General features: G+C 58.6%; 13 protein-coding genes and 7 pseudogenes. 5 read left to right on the top strand and 15 right to left on the bottom strand.

Annotated elements, in window-relative coordinates; genetic code table 11:
- Positions 1-89 precede the first annotated feature (89 nt).
- Complete coding sequence (locus X739_RS139985) at positions 90-770, top strand: OmpW family protein (protein ID WP_280940067.1); 681 nt, start codon at positions 90-92, stop codon at positions 768-770.
- Positions 771-1079: 309 nt separating this feature from the next.
- Positions 1080-1331: a DUF2285 domain-containing protein gene (locus X739_RS0135645; protein ID WP_031252449.1), complete on the top strand. Its 252-nt coding sequence runs from the start codon at positions 1080-1082 to the stop codon at positions 1329-1331.
- A 27-nt stretch (positions 1332-1358) separates the two neighbouring features.
- Here the strand turns inward: X739_RS0135645 and X739_RS1000000170090 are convergent, their stop codons facing one another.
- The 4 genes and pseudogenes from X739_RS1000000170090 to X739_RS139990 form a co-directional block, all read right to left on the bottom strand.
- Positions 1359-1628, bottom strand: a complete 270-nt coding sequence (locus tag X739_RS1000000170090; RefSeq protein WP_023796016.1) for a DUF2285 domain-containing protein — start codon at positions 1626-1628, stop codon at positions 1359-1361.
- A gap of 636 nt (positions 1629-2264) precedes the next feature.
- A complete protein-coding gene (locus X739_RS03520; protein WP_023796014.1) occupies positions 2265-3035 on the bottom strand; it encodes a pantoate--beta-alanine ligase in 771 nt (256 codons plus the stop codon).
- A pseudogene (gene panB, locus X739_RS01000000166635) lies at positions 3032-3657 on the bottom strand (3-methyl-2-oxobutanoate hydroxymethyltransferase). Before panB ends, X739_RS03520 begins: the two are co-directional and overlap by 4 nt.
- Before the next feature lie 520 nt (positions 3658-4177).
- Positions 4178-4610: pseudogene (locus X739_RS139990) on the bottom strand (SIS domain-containing protein); the annotation flags it as partial.
- A gap of 490 nt (positions 4611-5100) precedes the next feature.
- On the opposite strand from X739_RS139990, the gene ectB reads away from it, so the two are divergent.
- Complete coding sequence (gene ectB, locus X739_RS139995; RefSeq protein WP_031252447.1) at positions 5101-6345, top strand: diaminobutyrate--2-oxoglutarate transaminase; 1245 nt, start codon at positions 5101-5103, stop codon at positions 6343-6345.
- A 59-nt stretch (positions 6346-6404) separates the two neighbouring features.
- On the opposite strand, the pseudogene X739_RS01000000166630 reads toward ectB, so the two are convergent.
- The 4 genes and pseudogenes from X739_RS01000000166630 to X739_RS140000 form a co-directional block, all read right to left on the bottom strand.
- Positions 6405-6663, bottom strand: a pseudogene (locus X739_RS01000000166630) (integrase core domain-containing protein); the annotation flags it as partial.
- 8 nt (positions 6664-6671) lie between these two features.
- Positions 6672-7562, bottom strand: a pseudogene (locus X739_RS1000000170820) (IS30 family transposase); the annotation flags it as partial.
- Between the two features lie 198 nt (positions 7563-7760).
- Positions 7761-8420, bottom strand: a complete 660-nt coding sequence (locus X739_RS0135620) for an SET domain-containing protein-lysine N-methyltransferase (protein ID WP_198026173.1) — start codon at positions 8418-8420, stop codon at positions 7761-7763.
- Positions 8407-9333: a DMT family transporter gene (locus X739_RS140000; protein ID WP_023796005.1), complete on the bottom strand. Its 927-nt coding sequence runs from the start codon at positions 9331-9333 to the stop codon at positions 8407-8409. The genes X739_RS0135620 and X739_RS140000 overlap by 14 nt, the downstream gene beginning before the upstream one ends.
- 667 nt (positions 9334-10000) lie before the next feature.
- Here X739_RS140000 and X739_RS1000000171240 point away from each other — a divergent pair.
- Complete coding sequence (locus X739_RS1000000171240) at positions 10001-10720, top strand: transposase (protein ID WP_023796004.1); 720 nt, start codon at positions 10001-10003, stop codon at positions 10718-10720.
- Positions 10606-11704: pseudogene (locus tag X739_RS01000000166625) on the top strand (IS110 family transposase). The gene X739_RS1000000171240 and the pseudogene X739_RS01000000166625 overlap by 115 nt, the downstream one beginning before the upstream one ends.
- 260 nt (positions 11705-11964) lie before the next feature.
- Here the strand turns inward: X739_RS01000000166625 and X739_RS1000000168590 are convergent.
- From X739_RS1000000168590 to X739_RS140030, 7 genes and pseudogenes are all read right to left on the bottom strand, one after another.
- Positions 11965-12642 (bottom strand): annotated as a pseudogene (locus X739_RS1000000168590) (transposase); the annotation flags it as partial.
- An 88-nt stretch (positions 12643-12730) separates the two neighbouring features.
- Entirely contained in the window at positions 12731-14044 is a 1314-nt protein-coding gene (locus X739_RS140005) for an HlyD family type I secretion periplasmic adaptor subunit (protein WP_023795999.1), read from the bottom strand.
- Entirely contained in the window at positions 14019-15794 is a 1776-nt protein-coding gene (locus tag X739_RS140010; protein ID WP_245273951.1) for a type I secretion system permease/ATPase, read from the bottom strand. The genes X739_RS140005 and X739_RS140010 overlap by 26 nt, the downstream gene beginning before the upstream one ends.
- 384 nt (positions 15795-16178) lie before the next feature.
- On the bottom strand, positions 16179-16979 hold the full coding sequence (locus X739_RS140015) for a hypothetical protein (protein ID WP_023795997.1): 801 nt from the start codon (positions 16977-16979) through the stop codon (positions 16179-16181).
- A gap of 903 nt (positions 16980-17882) precedes the next feature.
- A pseudogene (locus X739_RS1000000170810) lies at positions 17883-18143 on the bottom strand (hypothetical protein); the annotation flags it as partial.
- A 30-nt stretch (positions 18144-18173) separates the two neighbouring features.
- A complete protein-coding gene (locus tag X739_RS140025; protein ID WP_023770907.1) occupies positions 18174-19124 on the bottom strand; it encodes a LysR family transcriptional regulator in 951 nt (316 codons plus the stop codon).
- Between the two features lie 66 nt (positions 19125-19190).
- A complete protein-coding gene (locus tag X739_RS140030; RefSeq protein ID WP_023770906.1) occupies positions 19191-19979 on the bottom strand; it encodes an ABC transporter permease in 789 nt (262 codons plus the stop codon).
- Position 19980: the final 1 nt, after the last annotated feature.

Here is a 19980-nt window from a genome sequence, read left to right as displayed (position 1 = left end):
TCAGCGCTCCGTCGACTCCAGCAGGATTTTTCATAGTGCATCGCATCATTTCTGATGAGCAAGGAGAGAATACCATGGCGAGAAAGCGAATGGGCGTGGCGCGAGGAGTAACAGCTGCCGTGATCCTCATGGCGGTGGGACAGCAGGCCGTCGCGGCGGACCTTGCGCACCCCGCGTGCGTCCCGCAGGCAGGAGCCTCGGTCACGGAAGCGCCAAGCCCTTGGCAGATCCGGCTGCGTGCGTTCGGGGTCATCACTGAAGATTCGGGCTACGTCCATGCAGTGCCCGGCTCCGGTCTTTCCTATTCGGACACTGTGACGCCGGAACTCGATATCTCCTATTTCTTCACGGACAACATCGCCGCCGAACTCATACTCGGCACCACCTATTCCAACATCGAGGGCCAAGGAGCGATCGGCGGGCTAGGCAATATCGGCAAGGTTTGGCTGCTGCCGCCCACGCTCACATTGCAGTATCATTTTACTGATTTTGGCGCGTTCAAGCCCTATGTTGGCGCCGGCGTGAACTACACGATCTTCTATAACCAGGATGCCGGCAGCGCCGATGCTCTCAGGGTTAAGAACACGTTCGGCACCGCGCTGCAGGTCGGGTTCGACTACATGGTGGATCAGCACTGGGGCGTCAACTTCGACGTGAAGAAACTTTTCCTCAAGCCAGACTTCAACGTCACGGTGGACGGCGCGAAGCTGACGGGGAAGGCCGCTCTCGATCCGTGGTTGATAGGCGCAGGTGTCACCTACCGCTTCTGATAGCGAAGGCGAAGGCGGCTTTCCGACAGCCGATCTGAAATGAGGACGCCTCGTGCGCCCTTTTTATGGTCGGCCCTACAGAAGGGAATCGACCCGGATCATTCGAGGAGCGGCCTTGCTGGGTCGGGAAACGGTCATTCGCTACACCGCCGCTTCCGCGGCGCGGTTCGCGCTGACGGACAGGAATCCCGAAAGGTGAGACCGTCGTGCAGGTGGTGGTGATTGAGCGATTGAGCGTCGGAATCCGCTGGCGGAGGTCTTCGCGGGGGGCATTGTCCGGAGATATCATCCAGCGATGTTACAGCCTAAATCGAACACGCCGATTGCGACGAAGGCCCATGGTCGGACGGCCTCACAGCCTATGACAAGGAGCACTTTACAACCTACATGAGGCTCCTGGACGCTTCCGCCGACGACGCCAGCGAACAAGAGATGGCGCATCTGATCCTCGGCATCGATCCGGCATGCGAAACGGAGCGCGCCCGGAAGGTTCTTCGAAGTCATCTCGACCGTGCGAACTGGATGGTCACGACTGGTTACAAGGATTTGTTCGCCAGCTGACGAAATGGGCAATGCGTTCCGTCGCGCTCAAGCAACGAACGCCCTGTACCCGCCATTCATCAGCGCATGACCACGGCGAATGGCGCGGCGGATGCGGTCGCGCAGATGGTCGCGAGGATCTTTCCAGTCGTCCTGGACCCGCAGTTTGCCGATCAGCGCTTCGGCGATTTCCCGGTGCGAAGCCCCCGCTAGCGAACCGTCGAGCGCCTGCAGGAGAAGCGGAGGCAGCGACCGCGCGTTTCCGACAGAAACAGGGTTTTTGGCAGTCGCCCGTCCGCCGTAAGACTGTTGAGACATTCGAGTGCCCACAGCCGTTGCAGAAATACGGCTTTGTCACGCCCAAGGGGGTCCGCGAAACAGAACGCCGAGCGCGCCAGGTCGACGCGCGACGCAATAATGTCGAGCGATGTCCGGTGTTCCAACCATTCGGCCCGCTCCAGTGCAATGGCCAAATCATGCCGGAATGTCGGATTGCGCCGCAAGAACTCCCAGGCCCAGCCGCGCTTGGGGCCGCACCAGCCATGGCGTCGCGGAAGTCGGTCTCATCGGCGTTTTCCGACAGCTTTTCTAGAAATGTCTCAAAGACAATTTGCATGTCCTTCGCCGTGCCTTGAACTCAATGCCTCTGCTGTGCGCCGCCCCGACGTGTAGACGCGGCGGTCAGTCTCACGGCATGAGCGCAGCCAATCTGCTGCTTGCGGCGAACGGGACCCGCACCGATGGCCAAACGATCGCGCACCGATACAGCGCGTACGATCTTGTCGCCCTCATCGCCCCCATTGCTTTCCTACTTTTGCTCGAAGAACCTTCTTTGCGGAGGTGTCTCAACGCGGCGAAGCTTGCTCACTTGTTGAAACGGTCGGTAATGTTCTGACGTTGTCGATGAGCCGGGTGTCGCCGAGCCAAGTTGCTGCAAGGAGGCGCGCCGGTCGGTCAAGGCTTGTCATCGGCTGCAGGTCTGCCTCGCGCGAAGTCCAGGTATTCGACCTCGCGATAGTCTGCGGCCAGAATTGCTGCGCGCGCTTCGGCAAGTGTTGGCATGACCGGAGAGCCGCGCGCAAGTTGCTCCGCCTTCTCGAGCAGGACCGATGGTAGTTTTGGGGCAATGGCCCGCTCGGCTGGCGAGAGCCCGGACATTACGTGATGATAGAGCGAGACCATCAGCTTCGCGGACTGTCGGATAGGGACAACGGTGATCGGAATATCCAGGTTCCGGACCATGCGCGTGACGACGTAAAGCTGCTGAAAGTCCTTTTCGCCAAAAAACGCGTAGTCAGCGCTGGTCTGCAAAAAGAGTTTGGCAACGAAGGTCGCCACGCCATCGAAATGGCCCTGCCGGAACGCGCCGCACAGGCCCTCACTGATACCGGACACCGAAACGGTCGTGGCGAAGCCAGCGGGATACATCTCAGTCGCATCCGGAACATAAAGCAGATGTGCGCCCAGCGGAGCGAGCTTTGCAGCATCTTCGCTTTCGGTGCGCGGATAGGCGGCCAAATCGGCCGCACTGTTGAACTGCTTCGGATTGACGAACAGCGTCACGATCACCCGGTCAGCCTTCTGAAGCGCGGCACGCACGAGTGTCAAATGTCCTTCATGTAAAGCCCCCATGGTCGGCACCACAGCGAGGCTGGCGCCCAAGCAGCGCCAACCCGCGACAACGGTGCGAAGCTCGGCAACGGTTCGAACGATCGGCACGCTCATGCGACGTCTCCGGCCTTCGGCGGATCGGCGTAGAGATGTTCGGCCGCCGGAAAGCGCCCTTCCCGCACATCAGCCGCGTAAGCCGCAATCGCGGCATCGGCTTCTGAACCAAGTTCGGCGTAACGCTTGACGAATTTCGGCCGAAAATCGGTGAACATGCCCAGGATGTCGTCGACGACCAGGATCTGTCCATCACAGGCGGCCGAGGCGCCGATCCCGATCGTTGGCATCGTGACTTCAGCGGTTACTCTCTGGGCGAGCGGGTCAGTGACCTTTTCCAGCACAACGACGAACGCCACGGCTTCGGCAATTGCAATCGCGGCGCGGAAATTCTGTCGCCGTCTTCGCCCCTGCCCTGGACCTTGTAGCCCCCAAATACATTGACCGATTGCGGCGTCAGCCCGATATGGGCCATAACGGGGATGCTGCGGGCAGTGAGGAAATGGATCGTCTCGGCCATGCTCTCGCCGCCCTCCAACTTGACGGCGGCGCATCCGGTTTCCGCCATCAGCCGCGCGGCATTGCGAAAAGCCTGTTCCCGGTCTTCCTCATAGGAGCCAAACGGCATATCGACGACCATCAGAGCCCGATCAAGGCCGCGGCGCACCGCCTTGCCGTGCATGATCATCATGTCGAGCGTGACCCTCAGCGTTGACGGTAGACCGTGAAGCACCATTGCCGGAGCTATCGCCGGCGAGAACGATGTCGCAGTGGCGATTAACAAGCTGCGCAACGGGTGTCGTGTATGCGGTCAGGCAGGCGATCCGATCCTTGCCCTTGCGCGCTGCAATTTCCGGCGGCGTCAGCGCCCTTGTTTCGACAGCCACACTCATCGGCACGCTTCCCTTGCGTCAAATTTTAAAGCGGTGAACGGTTTTGCATAATTTTGTGCAGGTGCGAAGGCCAAAACTGAACTGAGCAAAAAGTTTGCGCATCGCGAAGTGGCAAGGGCAGTAAGGCATGTCTCCATAGCGACAAGCGCTCGCCGAACGATCGAGGCTCTGCCTCCCGAGTGCGCTTCAGACGGAGGCGCAGCCAGTCTCCGCCATCAGGCGGCCGCTGCGAAACGCTTGTTCGGAGCCTTCCTTATACAAGCCGACATGTCGATGATTATCATCGCGTGTTCAAGGCCGCGCCGGACCGCCCGTCTCCGGGCCTGCAAGGATCGGGAAGACCGCATCGGCCTCCCGAGCGATGGTCGATTCGCGGCATTGACGACGGCGCCAATTTTCAGCCCCAAGCTCCTTGCAGTACCTCAGCGATGCCAGCGTATCGGCGGTTTCGCCCGACTGCGAAATGAAAAGAGCCGCCGACTGCGGCGACAACGGGATCTCGCGGTAGCGTAATTCGGACGCCATGTCGATTCGACCGGCAGGCGCGCATAGCGCTCCAACCAGTACTTTCCGATCAGTCCGGCGAGATAGGCGGTGCCGCAGGCAGAGATCGCCAGGCTCGGGATTCTGGCGAAATCGATGCTGGAAATCGCATCGGCGCGATTCTCTATGACGTTGATATAGTGACCGAGCGCAGGGCGACGACTTCCGGTTGCTCGTAGATCTCCTTCTCCATGAAATGGTCGGCGCTTCGGATTGGTGAGCTGCAACGGGCATGCTTGCCTCCAGGATGGGGTGTTGATTCAGCAATCTCACTTTGCCACAGCGCAAGTCGCTATCTACCCTCCTCATAGGATCTGATGGGGGGCCTGCGCGCCTGTGCAACCGACACCTGCTGTCGTGTTTGTCGAAACCCCGACGCGACCATGTTCACCTGTATCCAGGAGGTGTATTCGTTTTTAACGCATTGACTTAACTATCAAATAATTTGTCCTGACCTCGCTCCGCGCAGTTGGCACGATTATTGAAACTCTCTCCTCGAGGCTGTTATCCAGCACCTAGAATGCGTTGACGCTCATCGTCGAGGCCGAAGATCATGAGATGTTTTCAAAGGGAAGCACGGTGCGTGTCGGTTGTAACCGTTCGTGTAGTCAGTACAGCGGGCTAGCTGTGTCGAGTATCACTTGAAAAGGGACAGAACCATGGGTGCAACTAGTGGCCAGTGCCTCAATATGCAGGCCTTCGAAGCTATGGAATCGAACGTCAGGTTATACTCACGCTCCTTCCCCACCTTTTTTAGCCAAGCGCACGGCTCTATCATGTTAACTGAGGACGGTCGAAAATTCATCGATTTCCTCTCCGGTGCTGGAGCACTGAATTACGGCCACAACAATCATGAGATCAAAGCGGCTATGACGGACTATCTATCCTCGGATGCTGTGGTCCATGGGCTTGACATGGCAACTCCTGCCAAACTTGAATTTATGGAGACCTTCGACTCTGTCATTCTTCGCAAACGGGGTCTGAAATATCGGTTTCAATTCACGGGGCCAACAGGTTCAAACGCAGTGGAGGCAGCTTTAAAGCTCGCCCGCAAAGTCACAGGACGTCAAAATATCATTTCCTTCACGAATGGATATCATGGTCTGAGTCTAGCAGCGCTCGCTGCCACGGGCAATCGCTTTCATCGTAAGGCCAGTGCGGCTTCTTTATCTGGTGTAACTTTCATGCCTTATGATGGGTATCTTGGACCATATGTTGACACGGCCGAATACATACGAAAATTATTGCTGGACAAGAGCAGTGGAATCGATTCTCCAGCTGCCATTCTGGTCGAATCTGTACAGGGCGAAGGGGGCATCAACGTCGCTCACAAGGAATGGTTGCAATCAATTCAAGCCGTTGCTAGAGACGTGGATGCCCTCTTCATAGTTGACGACGTCCAAATGGGCTGTGGTCGAACGGGCGAATTCTTTAGCTTCGAATTCGCAGGATTGTTGCCAGATATCGTTGTGTTATCGAAATCGCTAAGTGGGTACGGTCTGCCTCTGTCAGTATTGTTGATAAAAGAAGAGGTGGACGCATGGGAACCGGGAGAGCACACCGGCACGTTTCGAGGAAATAACCTAGCGCTCGTATGTGCTACTGCAGCTTTAAATATTTATTGGCGGGAACAAACTTTTTCGCAGGGTGTGCTACGCATAGGGGAATTACTGCGGCGCCGACTTGAGGCGATTTCCCTCAAACATGGGAACAGTTTCGCTGTTCGAGGACGGGGCATGGCATTGGGATTTGACTGTGAACGGGCCGAAATCGCGGAGGCTACGGCACGAACGGCATTTGGTAAGGGGCTGATCGTAGAACGATGCGGACCCATTGATCAGGTCATAAAGTTTTTACCTGCACTTACGATCGACTCCGAGACCATGACCCAAGGGCTTGAAATATTCGAGGCGTCCTTGGGCGAGTCACTATAACAGACTGGATCGTGCTTAGTGAACCGCGCCGGGTTTGCCGGAGGCCGTTTCGTTTGAGGTCACGCTGCCACGGCCGGCGCTGCCAGCATGGCGTAGTAGCGCTCCTCGGCTTCGGCCGGCGGGATGTTGCCCATGGGCTCCAGCAGCCGGCGATTGCTGAACAGTCGACCCATTCGAGCGTGGCGAACTCGACGGCCTCGAAGCTCCGCCACGGCCCACGCCGATGGATAACCTCGGCCTTGTAGAAGCCGTTGATGCTTTCGGCGAGTGCGTTGTCGTAGGATCACCGACACTGCCGACCGAAGGCTCGACGCCGGCCCTTGGCCATTGAGGGCCGCTGCCACGGCGGCGATCTCGTCGGCGCTGTGGATGCTCAGGTCGGTGCCTTTCGGGGAAGTACTGACGCAGCAGCCATTGGTGTTCTCGTTGATGCCGCGCTGCCATGGGCTTTGTGGATCGCAGAAGTACCTGGACACCCGCGTCGATCTTGAGACGATCGTGCTGAGCCAGTTTCGGCTCCCTCATCCCACGGCAGCGAACAATGCAGTTCTTCGGATGATGGTGCGCGTGATCGCGTCACGCACGGGCCTCAGTTCCATGTCCCGCGAGCACAGGCCCGTTCTGTGCGAGGAGCTTCGCAGTGCCCCACGTGGCGGGGAAGATGCAGCAGCATCGTGAAGAGCGTCGTCACTCGACCAGCGTGCCGATCGCCGAACTGCCAAAACCGAGAATGAGTTCTCCCTCCCAGTATCCCGCCACCGCGCGGTCGGCCGCTTCGGCCGGACGCTGGCTGACATGATCTCTGGCACGACAAAGCCCTTGCCTCGCCAACGTACGCGCGCCCTGGGGACCCGCAATACACGTCCTGTTCGCAAGTATGTCATCAGCTCGCGACGCAGCACTCCGCGGCCCGGAACGAAGAGGGCCTGATAGATGGCTTCGTGGCTGATGCGCGTCGTCTTGTCGTCCGGGAAGTCGATCGTCAAGCGCCGGGCAATCTGCTCCGCTCCAGGCCCTGGCCCATCGCCGATCCTTTCGCGGGCATGCGGCGGCCCTTCCACGAAACGGCGGGACCAGGAACGGGAGCGCCGCTCGGGGCCACGANATCCTTTCGCGGGCATGCGGCGGCCCTTCCACGAAACGGCGGGACCAGGAACGGGAGCGCCGCTCGGGGCCACGACGACGCCGGCAAGTCTCTCTTCGACATAAATGCGCAAGGTTGTTGAGCGCAGGATCTCGTTGGCCTAACGCAGTTCCCGGTTCTTCCGCTCCAGCGCCTTCAGCTTCTCGGCGACCTCGGTGGGACGGCCAGCGCGAACACCACTGACGACCTCCGCCTCCTTCACCCGCCTACAATAGGACAATTGTATGCTGTCCGTCAGCAGCCGAAGCCCTCGAATACCACTATTTCACTTTCACGCCACGAATTTAATATTAGGAGGATAATCCGAGATATTTGTATAGCGATGTGTGATTTCCTCGTGCGCCTTTATATCCTTTATTGCCACGATGCTGGCCCACGCACCGGATTCCTCATCGGTCCACACTATTTTTGTATTTGGAGTAAAAGAGTGATTGACTATTGAAATAAAACCGAAAACAACGTAGCCGCTCATCGGGTCATTCCTCTGTTGGCGATCATATCTAACAAAGTAATACTCAAATAGCCCAGTACGTTCGACAAGTTCTGCGTCCATCTCCTCAAATCCCCATGTCGGCGCTCGCTCAATTACATCTCCGTATTTGAAAGGGATATTGGAAAATACACCGCGACCCTTGCGAGGTACGGTTTTGACATATATCGCGTTGCTACGATCAAGGACTTTGCCGGCCTTCTTGTGTGACTTTTCGGTACTGAGCATGGAGCGGTTCCTTACGCTGCTGCAACGATGGTGGGGCGCCCTTATGGTTGCCCAGTGCTTCACCAGTAATGCTGACCTTCCGGAGGCGATGCTCGGTCCCCGAAGCAGCGCCACGTGGTGGAATACACGATAGATAATAATATGGAATAGCCAGAGCACCTCCATGCGTGTATTTTTGTGTGCGAAATCGATACCTTTATCAGGGTAGCTCATTGGGTGTTCTTGTCTGAGCGGGCGCATTTGTTACGACAAATCCGCCAATTATGATCAGTACACTCCCCATTATTGACGCTAGACTTGGCTGCTCCCCGAACGCCAAATAACCAATCAGTCCGGCAAACAGGACGCTGGAATAGTGGATTGGACCAAGCAACGACGCTTCAGCAAGGCGGAAGCCCTTAACATTGCAATACTGAGCTGCGATCGCGACCGGTCCAAGGAGGGCGAGCAACGACAGTTGGTATGCTGTGAGCGCGTGCCAGCAAACCAAGGTTGGAATAAGTAAAAATAATGCGCTCAAGCCATTTACGTGAAGTATCATTGTTACTGCCGGCTCTCTGGCCGAAAGCGTCTTCATCAAAACAAAGTCACAGGCTTCCAAGAGCGCCCCGACGAAGGCTGCTGCTGCTGGCCAACTCGCCACGTTTATCAACAGTCTAGCGGTCTCTTCTTTGTGGTCCCTGCCAGCTGCACGCATAACGACAAGAGCGCCAAGCAAGCAAATTACTGTACCCAACCAGCGTGATGCTGATACGCGTTCGTTAAGAAACGTGGCGGCCATGAGGACGACAAATATACCCTCTGTGAGGTTAATTGCTCCGGCATCAGATAGAGGCATATGGCTTGCTGCATACAATGAACACACAATGCTGCTCGACCCCAAGAAGGCGCGCATAAGATGCTGGTTAGGGCGGGCGCTCACGAATGAAGAGCGCATTCCGGTGTTCGAGAATCCTATGCCCAGCAAAAGTAGTATGAAGCCACCTATGTAGCGGAAGAAAACAACCTGCAGAACGGGGATATCGCTGCCGATCAACTTCCCTGCAGAAAATATCCATGTACCAAGAAAGGTTCCAATAAGTACCCACGTGGCTGCCCTCGCGGAGTTCATGGCGTGCAACTTCATGGAATAACTCTCTCCATTGAGATAGTGGGAAGGGCTTTACGCTGGACTGGTAGCCGACCTAAGCGCCATGCCGCATCCGTCCCTCACCGCAGCTAGCCGCAATACTCGTGCCAATTCCACAGAAGCCCATAGAAAAGATTTTCCCCCGGAAACCAATGACTTAAGCGATCGTGCCGGGCAGGAGGCGAACGGGCAATGTGTCGCGAACCGACCTGCCTCGGTTCCGATGACGACAGGGCCACAGGGAACTTGAGGGGGTCGGGTCCGTACCTCCTCGAGGTCGCGTAAGGGAGGGTTGAGCCGCGTTAAGTAGAGCGCATTGATGGGCGCCTTGATGTCGGCCTCATCGCCTCGCATCGCGAACGAAGTCGTTGCGCAAAAACAGCATAGCCCTTCGCCGCAGACTCGTCTTCCTCATGTTTCGTGGGCGTGGCGGTCAAGCACGTATCCATCCGGCGAGAGAGAAGGCCATCACCCCGTCTTCGTGGTCGGGGAGCCGTAGGCTCAGATCAGACCGTCCTCGGGTTCCATTTCGATAGCGACTTCGGCGAGCCAGTCTTCATCCTCACCGAGGTCCCGGACGACGAGTGAAATAGCCCCCGAATGACCCGGACATAGATCTCCATCTTGATAAGGGACTATAAGGGATAGGAGTAATGTCGTGGCTATGAGTGGTAGCATTCCGAAGATAGAGATCCTGGACGGTCGTGAGCGACGGCGGCGGTGGACGACGGCGGAGAAGCTGTCGACGGTCGAGGATACCTACGCGCAGGACGTGACGGTAAGCCTTGTCGCGCGTCGCAACGGCGTCCAGCCCAACCGGCTCTTCCACTGGCGCAAGCTGGCCGCGCAGGGCGCGCTGGCGGCCACAAGCGCCGAGGGCGAACCGACCAAGCTTGCGCTCAACACAACCTTGCGCATTTATGTCGAAGAGAGACTTGCCGGCGTCGTCGAGGCCCCGAGCGGCGCTCCCGTTCCTGGTCCCGCCGTTTCGTGGAAGGGCCGCCGCATGCCCGCGAAAGGATCGGCGATGGGCCAGGGCCTGGAGCGGAGCAGATTGCCCGGCGCTTCCCNAGGGCCGCCGCATGCCCGCGAAAGGATCGGCGATGGGCCAGGGCCTGGAGCGGAGCAGATTGCCCGGCGCTTCCCGGACGACAAGACGACGCGCATCAGCCACGAAGCCACTGACCTGATGAGGTGGACGGCCTCCGCTCCCGGCATCGCAATGTGCCAAAGTGTGGCTGTCGAAAGTCACATGAGGGAGAGCCGTCCATGGAGAAGGTTAGCACCATCGGTCTGGATGTCGCCAAGCACGTGTTTCAGGTGCACGGCGTTGACGCGCAGGGCGCAGTGGTTGTCCGCCGGAAGTTGCGTCGCGAGGATGTAGTCGCATTCTTTACATCCTTGCCGGCGTGCTTGATCGGCATCGAAGCCTGCGCAACGAGCCATCACTGGGCTCGTGTCCTCACGGCTCTGGGGCATGAGGTTCGCCTGATGCCTGCGTCATACGTCAAGCCATACGTGAAGCGGCAGAAGAATGATGCTTCGGATGCCGAGGCAATCTGCGAGGCGGTCACGCGACCGACGATGCGCTTTGTTCCGACAAAGAGCGAGGAGCAGCAGAGCGTGTTGATGCTGCATCGCGTCCGCGAGCTTTTGATCCGGCAGCGGACAATGCTGGTGAACGCCTTGCGCGGCCACTTGGCGGAGTTGGGCATCATCACTCGTCAGGGTGCTACAGGGCTGAGCATGCTCGTCGCGTTGGTTGAGGACGAGGGGCACGACCTCATTCCCCCGCTTGCCCGATCGGCCCTCTTTCTTTTGGTACAGCAATTGCGTGAGGTGCACGAGAAGGTCTGTGAGCTGGACCGACAGATTCACATCTGGCATCGTTCGCACGAGTTGAGCCGTCGCCTCGAAACGATCCCCGGCATCGGTCCGATCACCGNAGATTCACATCTGGCATCGTTCGCACGAGTTGAGCCGTCGCCTCGAAACGATCCCCGGCATCGGTCCGATCACCGCCAGCGCAATCGTTGCGACCGTGACAGATGCTTCCCTGTTCAAATCCGGCCGGCAACTCGCGGCTTGGCTTGGCCTGGTGCCGCGACAGAACTCATCCGGAGGAAAGGATCGGCTCGGGCGGATCAGCAAGCAAGGCGATCCCTACATCCGTCGCCTTCTTGTTGTGGGAGCCCATGCCGTGCTTCGCTTCTGNCGTAAGGGCAAAGCGGCACCCACTCGCTGGGCTGCCGAGCTTCTGGCGAAAAAGCCGTACAACGTCGTTGCGGTGGCCTTGGCAAACAAGATGGCCCGGATCGTCTGGGCGCTGATGACTACGGGCAAGCGCTTCGCGGATTCACCGGCGTAGTGACGTAGTCGCAGAGGAAGCACAGAGGTTGGTGAGGTGCTGATGGTGTGATGACGGACGGTCGAACCGGGATCGGAAAAACCCGCTCAGTGGGTGCCGCTCAAAAAGCGCGTTGACCTGTCTGGGATCCGATCCGCGGACTTCATCAAGGCCAGCGGCATGAACAGGCCGCACTCAAAGGCCGAATACATGCCTGCACCCGACCAACCTGTCATCAATATCAGAAAGCCCTTGCCACGCGGAGGCCGTCCATACATGCCAGTCAGGACCCGGATCTTCTTGCCCGTCGCGAGCTGGTCGTGAACGAAGTCCATCGCCCAGACGTCGTTGGGTTCGACGGCTGGCTGGCGATCGTCTCGCAGCTTCGCCTTCACCCGGCGCTTCGGCGTCTTGTTCCTCAGTTGAAGGCCCAAGTCCCTGTAAATGCGATAGGTCCGCTTCATGTTGATGTCCCAGCCCTCCCGCGTGAGCATCACGTGCACGCGCCGGTAGCCATAGCGAACCCGCGTCGCGCAGATGTCTTTGATCCGAGCTTCGAGGCCGGCCTGGTCACGGCGGCGGGACTTGTAGTGATAGGTCGAGGTGTCGAACTCCAGAACACGGCACGCTCGCCGGATCGACACGTTCCAATCAGCACAGGTATCGGCCACCAGCTCGCGTTTGCGACCAGGCCTCACAGTTTTCGGCGGATCACGTCCTGCAGCATCTCCTTGTCCAGCGACAGGTCGGCGACCAGCTTTCTGAGCTTGCCGTTCTCCTCCTCGAGCTGCTTCAGCCGCTTCATCTCTGTCGGCAGCAGCCCGTCATATTTCTTCTTCCAGTTGAAATAGGTCGCCTGGCTGATCCCGGCCCTCCGGCAGATCTCCGCCACAGGAAACCCATCCGCCCTGCTTCAGAATGAACGCCTTCTGCGCGTCCGAAAACTTCGATGCTTTCATCGCTTCCGCTCCTCTCCCAGCCGGGAAACTACAGCGGAAAACTCCAATTCTGAACGGTCCAGTTTCTGGGGATCAGATCAGATTACTTTCATTCCTCCTGGAATGCCCGACTGATTTGGTCCGACAGCGGCTTCACAAAATAGGAAAGCGCCGTACGCTCGCCCGTCTTGACCATCGCTTCGGCCGGCATGCCGGGCACGAGCGTCAGGTCCTTGAGCTTCGTCAGTTCCGCATGCGGAACCGATAAACGCACCAGGTAATACGAAATGCCGTTTTTTTCGTCCGTCGCCAGATCGGCTGCGATCCGGCTGACATATCCGTTCAATTCCGGCGTGGTTCTCAGATTGAAGGCTGACATCCGCAGCACGGCCTTGTGACCAAGCTGGATTTGGTCGATGTCCTTCGGGGTGATTCGTACTTCAAGCGCAAGATCGTCGCCTTCCGGCACGATTAGCATGATCGGATCGGCGGGCGTAATCACTCCGCCGACCGTATGAACTGCGAGTTGTTGAATGGTGCCTGATTGCGGCGCGACGATATCGATCCGTCGCAGTTCTTGTTCAGCCGCCACCTTGCGCTCACCATACTCCCCGACCTGCGCCTGAACCTCTCTGAGCTCCTGGCCGACTTCGGTCTTGAAATCCTGATCGATCTGCGGGATCTGCAGGCGCGTTTCGGCTATGCGGGCTGCTGTCTGTGCCTGATCTGCGATCTTCTCACCGCGTTCGCCACCGAAAGTGGCAACCTGGATCTTCAGGCTGTTCAACCGTTGGTCCGAGACAATGCCTTGGTCGCGCAGCCCACTCAGAACAGCAATTTCCTTTAGGAGAACCTCGATCCTTTTTTCACAGGCAATTTCCTGCGCCTCGAATCCTTCGATCTCGTGGTGATATTGAGTAATGTGTTCCGCCAGTTGCGCCTGCTTTCCGTCGCGGGATTGTCTGCGGAATTCGAACAGCAGCGTCTCGCTGTGTATTGCCGAAGCTACGTCCGGAACATCTCTTCGGGCGAGCAGCCAGTCCGGGAAGGCGATCTCCGCGAGATCGTCACGCTCAGCATCGAGTCGTGCCTGGTAGGCGGCGAGCTCATCGAGCCGCTTGGTGACTATGGCGAGATTAGCGCGCGTCTGGGTGGCATCGAGCCGCATGAGGATGTCGCCGGCTTTTACTTTATCGCCTTCGCGCACCAGGATTTCTCCCACCACCCCGCCGGTCGGGTGCTGCACCTTCTTGACATAGGAATCGACGACAAAGTGTCCGGACGCGACAACCGCACCGGAGAGATTCGTGAAGGTCGCCCAGGCTCCGGCTCCTCCCACAAAGATTACGCTCGCCAGAAGGCCCGCCACCAGGTGGCGGCGAATGGAGCTGGAAACGTCATTGTTCTGATGAATGCCGGACACCGGGATCCTCCATGTCAGCGCGCTCTCCCACGTTATCCTGTGTAGATTCGATGGCCTTGACGCCAGCGCCTCTTGCCATCGCTGTCCCCTTCAGGACTTTGGAAAGCGCTTCACCACGCGCACCGAATGCTCGCTGCCGTCCACCTTCCATCACCAACACCAAATCCACGGCGCGGATGGCGCTGGGCCGATGGGCGACGACAACCGCAATGCCCTTGCGCTCGCGCACGGAGGCGATCGCCTTAACGACCGCAGCCTCGCCTTCCGAATCGAGATTGGCATTGGGTTCATCCAGCACAACAAGGAAAGGGTCTCGATAAAGAGCACGGGCAAGACCGATACGCTGGCGCTGCCCGGCGGAAAGTGCCGATCCGGCCTCACCGATCGGAGTTTCGTAGCCGTGCTCAAATCGGAGGATCAGTTCGTGCGTGCCCGCTGCTTTCGCCGCGGCGACAATAGCCTCAGGGTCAGGATTATCTTCAAAACGAGCGATGTTTTCGGCAATGGTGCCGTCGAACAGTTCAACACCTTGCGGCAGATAGCCGATATGACGGCCTAGTGCTTCCCGGTCCCATTGATCGAGGCTTGCGCTGTCGATGCGAACTTTTCCGGCGACCGGCGCCCATGCGCCGACGATGGCGCGCGAGAGTGTCGACTTGCCCGAGCCCGATGCACCGATGATCCCGAGTGCGCTTCCCGCCTGAATGGCAAACGCAAGGCCGGTCACGGTCGGCTTCCTTGCGCCGGGCGGAACGATTGTCACGCCTTCGAGGCGCAGTTCGCGTTCAGGTGCAGGCATTGGCATAACGGCAGCGGATTCAGGAACCTTTTCCAGGAGGTCCTCCAGCCGCGCCCAACCCTGGCGCGCCATGAGGAAAGGTTTCCAGCTTGAAATGGCCAGATCGACCGGAGCCAGCGCACGCCCCATCATGATCGAACTGGCAATCATAACCCCGGCCGTAGCCTCCTGTCTGATGACAAGGTACGCGCCGACGGCAAGAATGGCCGATTGCAGCAGCACGCGCAGCGATTTTGAAATGGCACCCAGCCCACCTGCCACGTCCCCAGCTTTCCGGTTGGCGGCCAGAAACTTGGCATTGGCCTTTTGCCATCGGGCAGCGATCCGCTTTCCAAGACCGAGAGCTTGCACGACCTCGGCATTGCAACGCGCTGCTTGCAGCAGACCATTGCGTGCCATGTTGTGGGAAACGGTATCGCTTATCGGCCGTTGCGAGAGAGTGTTGGCAAGGAGTGTCAGAGATGTGAGACCGACCGCCCCGATAAGTGCCGTCATGCCGATCCAGAAATGAAGGAGGAAGCAAATGCCAAGATAAAACAGCATCCATGGCAGATCGAAGAACGCTGTCGGACCGTTTCCACCTAAGAAGCCGCGAACATTGTCGAGATCGCGAAGCGGCTGTAAGCCGTCGCCCGGCATGCGCGTTGAAAGCGGAAGGCGAACGATCGCATTGTGAACGCGTCCGGAAAACTCTCCATCGAAACGCTCGCCAATCCGCAGCAGCACGCGGGCGCGCAAAATGTCGAGCAAGCATTGGAACGCATAAAGCCCCGCAGCAAGCACGACGAGCCCCACCAGCGTCGATACGCTGCCACTTGCCAGAACGCGGTCATAGACTTGAAGCATGAACAGCGGCGAGATCAGCGCAAGCACGTTGACCACGCCGCTGATCAACAGAATTCCCCAAATAGCGGAAGTCAGAGGGAAAGGTCTCAAAGCTGAATCCTTCAAGGAATGGTTACTCACGTAGGTCTCCGTGAGGATCTGGCGACCCAGCTCCCTATATTGCTCCCCGAGCGGCAACCGACTCGCTGATTCAGGATCAGTGCTCCCGCCGAATATGTTTGGTTTGGCATCTAATGGAGCGGGTCAACAACAACACCGTCCGGCTGAAGGTTTGGAAGGGATTCATCGTGGCCGGCCGCAAGGGCCCGAACAGGCTTCCGCCTCCACGCCTTCAGGGAGATTTCGGTGTACGACCAGCGCGACGTGCAGGGCTTCGTCAAGCTGTACACGCTGCGACTGCTCCCGGGCGCCCCGGCCCATCGCAAGTAGCGGAGACGGGAAAGCGCCCGCCCAGGGGGGCGGGGCGCGGTTCCGTATCGGTTTTCTGGATCAAACGAAGGTGAAGTCCGACGCGGTCAGGCCTAGGTCGGCCACGGTGACCACACCGCCCAGGTGGGCGAACTCGTGCGCGCTGCCGTCGCCGGTGACATAGGCCAGAGTTGCGACTCTGTCGGTGTAGCTGCTTTGGTAGACAATGATGTCGCCGGCGTGCTCGCCGGAGATCGCACCCGCTGCCTCATCAGCAGAGTTGAAAGATTCGCCAGTGATTACCACGACATGTTCGCCGTTCGCACCCGAGGCCGCGCCACTGTAGAAGCTGCTCACCGGGTAGCCGGACTGTATACTGGCGTTGTTGACGAAGTTCGCGCCAAAACCGTCGTTGTAGAGGCCCACCGCATCGAAGGCGAACTTGTCCTCCGCCGGGTTGAAATCGGTGATAGTGGTAATGTCCGGCTTCGACCCGACACTCGGATCGACCCCAGGCACCGGATTGTGGAACTGGAACACGAACGTGTCATTGTCGGTGCCCCCGGTCAACGTATCCTGGCCGTCACCCACGTAGAGGACATCCTGGCCGGGCCCGCCGCTGAGCCTGTCATTGTCCTCACCGGAGATGCGCGCGTTGAAGCGGCCGTTGTCGCCGGAGAGATCGTCCCAGCCATCTCCGCCGAAGATGCGGTCGTTACCCTCGCCGCCAAGGGCTCGGTCACTGCCCGGGCCAGCCGAGATCTCGTCGTTGCCGCCACGACCGTCAATCCAGTCACCGCCCTGGAAACCCTCCATCCAATCTTCACCCTTGGTGCCGAGGAGTGTTTCGGCATCCGGGCTACCCTCGATAATGTTTGCCATCGAAAAATACTCCTGATGATGCACCCTGCCTGACGCGTTCATATTGCTCATCGGGTAATTAGAGAAATCGATTGCTTGGATAGACACACATTTACGAAATGGATGCATTCACGTTCACTTCGCCCTTCCGCTGAGCAGTAGCGGGCTCGCAGGCGGCGGGGAATCTGGTCGCCCAAGCATCGATCTGAAGATTGGACACTCAAACTGGACCGGGACAACACTTCGTAAGCCGTCCTAGTTCCGCCCCAAACTTCTCTCTGTTGCTCGACGCCGGCATACCCGCACCGTAAGCGCTGGACGAGGACAAGTTCCGCTGGCCGCGGGTGGAGAACGGCGTGATCCGGCTTGCCGCGCCCAACTGATGGCGCTCGTCGAAGGCATGGACTGGCGCGCTTAAGCCGATCGCAGACGGCGTCCGACGTCGGCCGGATAGGCCGTGGCGAAGTGACTCAGGCGCAAAAGGCGGGCCTCTGGCCGTGCAAAATAAGCTTTTGTCGGCGTCATGACGAGAAGCGCTTTGGCCCGTCTCCACGAAATCGTTCCGCTCAAGGCGATATTCGTCCCCATGGCGGCGGAGAAGGCCGAACTACAACAACTCCGGAGCGAACACTCAAGGCCGAGATCGTCCGGATGGCGACACTCAACGAGCGTGCCCAGGAGAGGCTCGCCGACCTTCAGGGATGGTCAAGCAGCTGGAGCGCGCCGCTTCGGTCGCAGCTCCGAGAAGCTCGAACGTGCCCAGCAGGCCTTCGCCTTCGAATCCAGACCGGGCTCGGCGCGATTGAGTCCGAACTCGAGGCCGCAAGACCGCAAGACCGACAGGCGAGCCGCGACGTGCTGCGCGACCGCGCAAGGTTTCCCGGTGCATCTGGAGCAGGTCGAGATCGTCATCCGGCTCGACCCATGGGGGAAGAAGCGCTCCCGCAGCCAATCGTCCAGTCCGTCAAACGCCGTCGGCCGCACGGGCTTGCGAAACGGAACAGTCCCGCCCTCGCTTAGATGCCGAGGCACGGTGTTGCGCGCGCACCCGAATTCCTTCGCCCGTCGGTTCCCCGCCAACCTCATGCCCCGCAGCATCGCTGCCACCTCTTCAGGCTGAAGGATCTGCTCTCCCTGCATCGTTCTCGACAATGCAGGAATCGCCCAATCCCAATCGCCATCCATGCCTCCTCTCATAACCGAGGGGTCAGTTTCTCAATTCGGCCGACAACTGAGACGTCCGGTGCTCTTAGGCAGGGCAATCATACGAGATGCCTCCTGCAACATCATTTCCCGCATCCATAGGCTTGCCGGATCATTATTGTGAAGCGCAGGCCATTGGACGGCCTCCGTGAATGCGGCAGGAAGTGGCGGCGGAAGTTCGACAATCCGCAAGGGTGTTAATTTCGCGAAATGCTGCGCCAGCCGCAACGGCATGGTCCCGATGCGGCTGGTGCCTGATAGAAGGGGCGGGATCATGCTAAAGCCGTGTACGACGACCTCGATACGTCTCTCGAAACCGTTCTCGAGCAAATACCATTCCTCGATGGAGGGCTGCCGGGTGTCTCCGAATTTGAGCACAACCTGCCCCATCGACAAGTATCGGTCGAATGTAAGTGGCTCTGACAGCTGCTTGTTCGTGCCGCAGCCTACGCATACGAGCATATCTTCGAACAGGGCTGCGCGAGGATGTTTCGACATGAACACTTCCGGCATAATCAGAAAATCAACGTCGCCGCGCCGGAGAAGCTCCTCGGGGTCGTCGGAAATAGGCAGACATTCGAAGCGGACGGCGGGAGCTTCCCGCGCAGCACGCTTTACGATTTTCTTAAAAAATACGAGCGTGAGGTAATCGGAAAGGATGATGCGGAAGCGACGATCCGATCCGACCGGGTTAAAGGGGTCCCAGGAAATAATCGACAGCTGGATGTGCAGCAATGCCTCCCGGACTGCTGTGGCGAGCCCCTCCGCGCGCGGTGTCAAAATGAGTTCGCGGCCGTTCATCGTAAATAGCTCATCGCTGAAATAGGCGCGTAACCGACCGACGGCGGCGCTCATGGCCGGCTGACTCAGGTTAATACTGCGGGCTGCGGTGGTGACTTTACGCTCCCTGATCAAAGCGTCCAGCACAACGAGGAGATTTAGATCGAGTCCCTTAAAACGCATGCATTGACCTATCCGACGCGTGGATGGGTATCGCCCAAACAATCAATTTCACGAATGGTGAGAGCGTCAACGCATCAGCCGACGACGAAACAGAGCAACCGATAGGAAGAACGGCAAAACCGTGTATATGCAAAGCGCGCCGATATGCAGGCCCATGCTGCCGGCCGGACGGCCAAGCATCGCCGGACGAATGAGGTCAATTGCATGTGCGAGGGGCAACAAGGAGGCGATGTCCTGAAAAGCGCCGGGCAATTGGTTGACCGGAAACATCGCGCCGCAAAGGAAGAGCATGGGTGTTATAACAAGCGTATTATAAAATATGAAATATTCATAACTGGGCGCAAGCGCCGTGACGACCATCGCTAGACTCGCGAAGGCGAGGCCACTGAGAGCGATGACTGGCAGCAAGCAGAGGATGGATGGCCACGATGCGTAGCCTAGCGTGGTGGCAACAATAGTGATTGCTGTGCCCGCCATCAGGGCCTTGGTGGCTGCCCACGCCAATTCGCCGAGTAAGATATCGCCGAGCGTCAGCTGAGTGCATAGCATTCCTTCCCAGGTGCGCTGGTCGCCCATGCGGCCGAAACTCCCGTAAACCGTTTCAGCGGTCGCCGATGCCATCGCGCTTGTGGCAACCATGCCAGCCGCGAGAAACGCAATGTACGAAGTGCCCTCAACGGGACCTATCATTGTTCCGATTCCAAAGCCGAGACCGAACAGATAGATCATCGGATCGGCGAGGTTGCCGAGCACCGATGCAAGCCCGATTTTCTTCCATCCGAGATAGTTGCGGCGCCAAACCGCGACCCAATTCCACGCATTGGCGGGCATGCCCGCCGCATAACGTTCGCCCATT

The organism is Mesorhizobium sp. LNHC209A00 (assembly GCF_000502915.1).
Lineage (GTDB): Bacteria > Pseudomonadota > Alphaproteobacteria > Rhizobiales > Rhizobiaceae > Mesorhizobium.
Note: the sequence above shows the minus strand (reverse complement) of the source record. Positions and strands in the feature narration are given on the sequence as shown.

What these genes read in the sequence shown, in the direction of transcription:
- X739_RS140015 (WP_023795997.1), bottom strand. Translation starts at nt 16,979, where the DNA reads ATGGCAAACATTATCGAGGGTAGCCCGGATGCCGAAACACTCCTCGGC.
- X739_RS140030 (WP_023770906.1), bottom strand. Translation starts at nt 19,979, where the DNA reads ATGGGCGAACGTTATGCGGCGGGCATGCCCGCCAATGCGTGGAATTGG.
- ectB (WP_031252447.1), top strand. Translation starts at nt 5,101, where the DNA reads ATGCAGGCCTTCGAAGCTATGGAATCGAACGTCAGGTTATACTCACGC.
- X739_RS1000000170090 (WP_023796016.1), bottom strand. Translation starts at nt 1,628, where the DNA reads ATGTCTCAACAGTCTTACGGCGGACGGGCGACTGCCAAAAACCCTGTT.
- X739_RS03520 (WP_023796014.1), bottom strand. Translation starts at nt 3,035, where the DNA reads ATGAGCGTGCCGATCGTTCGAACCGTTGCCGAGCTTCGCACCGTTGTC.
- X739_RS0135620 (WP_198026173.1), bottom strand. Translation starts at nt 8,420, where the DNA reads ATGAGCTACCCTGATAAAGGTATCGATTTCGCACACAAAAATACACGC.
- X739_RS140025 (WP_023770907.1), bottom strand. Translation starts at nt 19,124, where the DNA reads ATGCGTTTTAAGGGACTCGATCTAAATCTCCTCGTTGTGCTGGACGCT.
- X739_RS140000 (WP_023796005.1), bottom strand. Translation starts at nt 9,333, where the DNA reads ATGAAGTTGCACGCCATGAACTCCGCGAGGGCAGCCACGTGGGTACTT.
- X739_RS139985 (WP_280940067.1), top strand. Translation starts at nt 90, where the DNA reads ATGGGCGTGGCGCGAGGAGTAACAGCTGCCGTGATCCTCATGGCGGTG.